The 3,662-nt window shown below is 61.0% G+C and carries 6 protein-coding genes; 1 reads left to right on the forward strand and 5 read right to left on the reverse strand.

Going from position 1 to position 3,662, the window contains the following annotated elements:
• A partial coding sequence (locus GEU01_RS19995; protein WP_019087461.1) for a hypothetical protein occupies positions 1–368 on the reverse strand: 368 nt, incomplete at its 3' end.
• Positions 361–663: a mobilization protein gene (locus GEU01_RS23515; RefSeq protein ID WP_157212905.1), complete on the reverse strand. Its 303-nt coding sequence runs from the start codon at positions 661–663 to the stop codon at positions 361–363. The genes GEU01_RS19995 and GEU01_RS23515, both read right to left, overlap by 8 nt.
• Before the next feature lie 167 nt (positions 664–830).
• Between GEU01_RS23515 and mobQ the strand changes: the two genes are divergently transcribed.
• Entirely contained in the window at positions 831–1,943 is a 1,113-nt protein-coding gene (gene mobQ / locus GEU01_RS20005; RefSeq protein WP_026018904.1) for a MobQ family relaxase, read from the forward strand.
• On the opposite strand, the gene GEU01_RS25995 is transcribed toward mobQ, so the two are convergent.
• From GEU01_RS25995 to GEU01_RS20020, 3 genes are all read right to left on the reverse strand, one after another.
• On the reverse strand, positions 1,940–2,107 hold the full coding sequence (locus GEU01_RS25995) for a hypothetical protein (RefSeq protein WP_019087464.1): 168 nt from the start codon (positions 2,105–2,107) through the stop codon (positions 1,940–1,942). The genes mobQ and GEU01_RS25995 overlap by 4 nt on opposite strands.
• Positions 2,108–2,110: 3 nt before the next feature.
• Entirely contained in the window at positions 2,111–2,680 is a 570-nt protein-coding gene (locus GEU01_RS20015) for a hypothetical protein (RefSeq protein WP_019087465.1), read from the reverse strand.
• Positions 2,681–3,115: 435 nt separating this feature from the next.
• Positions 3,116–3,661, reverse strand: coding sequence for a recombinase family protein (locus tag GEU01_RS20020; RefSeq protein ID WP_343204072.1), 546 nt, complete (start codon positions 3,659–3,661; stop codon positions 3,116–3,118).
• Between the last annotated feature and the right edge of the window lies 1 nt (position 3,662).

Here is a 3,662-nt window from a genome sequence, read left to right on the forward strand (position 1 = left end):
CCAAGCTGGCCGCTGGGGGTGACGCCCCATGCTGCAACCGTGTTGGCCGCTACGGCCTCGCTGTAGCCGTGGGCCGTGCCAGAGGCCCAACCGTCACGGTGTCCCAGCCAATAACCCGCCAACCACCCGCCACAGACCAGCAGAGCCGCGCAGAGGGCCGTCCAGATCATCAGACGCCTCTTGGATGCTGTGAAGGTGTCACCGGCTTCCTCGGCCAATTTAGAGGCTTTTCCGGCGGCGTCTGAAATGGTCTTGCACCTGGCATCTTGTTCGGCGGCCAGCCGCTCCATGCTGGCGGTGGCCGTGGACAGGCTTTTTTCGACCCTTTTGAACAGTTCAAACGGATCTTCTTCCAGTGCCTCACTCATGGCCGGTGTCCGGTGCTGGCTGCGGGGGCAGGGAGAGGGCTGGGAGACGGGAAAACACCTCAAACGCCTTCCGGTCTGATGGACGATCCACCAGCTTCAAAAGTGTTTCAATAGTGCGGACGGCCCGTTCATCTGTTTCGGCAAGTTTTACCAGTGCGCCGCCCAAGATGTAGTTCTGCCGGTCCCTCAACTTTGATTCCGCTTTAGCTGCTTCCTTCTGGGCATCTTTGATGCGCTTTTTCTGTTCAGCTATGATCCTTTTGGCGTTCTCAATCTCTTTCGCAATATCGCTCATATCATCCTCACCGTGGAGCCGTTCCGTTTCAAACGAATACCACATATCCCTTGATGCCGTCAGGTATTAAGGGCGCAGTTACGACTTGCACAAGTGCAAGTCCTGCGTCATGGTGGCTTCGCCCCCCTGAACCCCCCGTTTAACTCCAAAAGGTAGGCGCTCGATCCGTGGCAATCTATCGCGCAGAAACGAAACCGATCAGCCGGAGCGCAGGGCGTTCCGTTGTGGCTGCGGCTGCGTATCGTGCTGGCGAGGATTTGACCAACGAGGTTGACGGGCACGAACACAAATACAGCCCCCGGCAGAATAGCGTTGCCCATAAGGCAATTTTCATTCCGGGGGGTGGCACCGCTGACCGTTCGGAATTGTGGAATGACGCGGAGCGATCAGAGAAACGCAAGGACGCCCGCACCGGGAGGGAATGGGTTGTGGCCCTCCCTCATGAACTCACCAGCGAGCAGCGGGCCGAACTGGCGGACAGTTTCGCGCGTGAGTTGGTCCAGCGGTACGGGGTGGCCGTGGACGTGGCCGTGCATCTTCCGGGTGACGAGGGCGACGACCGGAATCATCACGCGCACATCATGACCACCACCCGCACGGTGGAGCGGGGGGCCGATGGCAAGCTGTCCTTTGGAGACAAATCAACCATCGAACTGTCCGACAAGAAGCGGCAGGGCATGGGACTGGGGAAGGCCGCCGACGAGGTGAAGGAAATCCGGCAGCTATGGGCGGGCCTTGCCAATGCCGCGCTAGAGCGGGCTGGGCAAGAGGCCCGGATAGATCACCGGAGCAATGCGGAGCAGGGGCTAGACCGCGTTCCAGAGCGGCACATGGGGCCGAATGTGGTGGCTCTGGAACGGAAGGGCCACCAGACCCCGACCGGCAACCACAACCGGCGTATCCGGGCCGAGAACGCCCAGCGGGCCGAGGTGATAGATTTCGCCCTGGCTAAACTGGCGCAGGCCGTCAACGCCATGCGTGAGGGCTTCGAGAGGGTGGCCCAGGCATTTGACCGGCTGACCCCGCCGATACAGCAGAAAGCCGAGAAAACCGCCAATAAGTGGATGGCTTTCAGCAAAGGGCTGAAGGCAGGAGCCGCCAAGGATGCCGAGGCAGAGCGGAAACGTCAGATGGACGAGCGGATGCGGCTGGCCGAAGAGCGCCTAAGAGCCGCAGCGGCCGAGAAAGAGCGGGCCGAGCAGCGGGCCAAAAACGCCAAGGAGCATCAGGAGATGCTACAGGCCCGCCGGGATCGAGGCGGGAGAGGGCGGGGCCGTTAAGCCTTGGCGTCCTGCCCGGCCCGCGCCTTGGCTATGACGGAACGGGCATGAGCGAGGGCGGGGCCGTGGCCGTCCGCCTGCGCTGCTTGCAGCAGTTCTTCCCGCACCAACGGGTCTTGTGCCGCCTTGGCGCTGTCGAACACGTCCAGTTCCGAAACCTTCATGGGTTAAGCCTTGCCACCCTGCACGACTGCCAGCTTGGCGCCGGGGCGTGGGATTAGGGCAAGTTCTTCCTGCGTGGCGCGGCTGCCGACCTCGGCCACATGCCGGTTCATGTAGTAGCGGGCGAGGCCCGGACCGCGCATTCCGGCCACCTTCTCGCGCTCGGAGAAAATCGCGCCGAAGCTCACCAGCTCGTTCATGACGGCTGTAACTTCGTTGACCCGGATACCGACTTTTTCCGCGATTTCCTCACGGGTCAGCATGATCTGGCCGGTATGGGGAAACAGGTGGTCGAACAGCAGCGTCCATACGTCCACGGCCTTCATGGGCCGCTTACTGTTCTTCAGCAGCCAGAGGGTGACGGCGCGATTCTGGGCGGGACGGATCATGACGAACGGCTCCGTGGTTCCGGGGTCTGGGGTGGTGAGGTTCTTGATCTGGACGTAGAGCCGTCCGACCGCATCCCGCATCGGTCCATCGTCCTCTGCGAAGGGCAGAAGGGCTTGCTTCAACAGGTCGGCTTGGTCCTCGCGGAGCCGGTCTTTGCGGGTCTTGAGACGGGTGACATTCCGCATGTGGGGAACCTCTGTATATGGGCCGAATAGGTCGCACACTGTGCGACTTTATGGTCGCATGTGGTGCGACCTAATGGCAAGCCATTTTTGGCGGTTTCCCAGCGAAAATCGCGGATCGGCAAACCCCTAGATAAAAATAAGATATTAATCCTTTCCTATGGTCCTTTCCTTTTTTCGGTGGAAAACTGCCATTTTCGACGTGTTCAGTCGGCGGAAATCGCTCTTCCGAATTGCTCAGGAAGAGGGAGGGGTTGGCGATCATGGCTGCACAGCCCAGCCGCTGGCGTTCTGGGTGGGGTAGCAGAAGGTGCGCTTTTCCTTCGGTTCGTATTTGGCCTCATATCCCGGCAGATGGCAGTGGCCGAGGGCTTGCAGAAGGCCCGCCCTGTCCATCAGGTAGCCAAGCTGGGGTCGTTTGCTGGAGGGGGCGAAATCCTACGCTAAGCTGAGAACGCGCTTCCCATAATCCCTGAGCTCGCCCTTCGGTCCGACATATCTGTATAGAGTGACGCGCTCGATCCCGAGTTCCTTGCACAGATCGGAAACAGACGTGTCGCGCTGCGCCATGGCGGCCTGGGCGAGACGCACCTGTGCTTTGGTCAGGGCGAATTTTCGCCCTCCCTTTCGTCCGCGCGCTCTGGCTGCGGCAAGGCCAGCCATGGTGCGCTCGCGGATCAGATCCCGCTCGAACTCGGCCAGAGTGGCAAAGATACCGAACACCATGCGGCCGGATGCGGTCGTGGTGTCGATCTGAGCGCCTTTTCCGGTCAGCACACGCAGGCCGATCCTGCGGTCTGACAGATCCTTCACGGTGTTGACCAGGTGGGCGAGCGAGCGCCCGAGGCGATCGAGTTTCCAGACCACCAGCACATCGCCGTCGCGCAAGGATTTGAGGCATGCAGCTAAGCCGGGCCGATCATCGCGGCTACCGGATGCACGATCATCATAAATATTACCTGGCTCGATACCGGCGGCACGCAGG

Source organism: Komagataeibacter europaeus LMG 18890, assembly GCF_000285295.1.
Classification (GTDB): domain Bacteria; phylum Pseudomonadota; class Alphaproteobacteria; order Acetobacterales; family Acetobacteraceae; genus Komagataeibacter; species Komagataeibacter europaeus.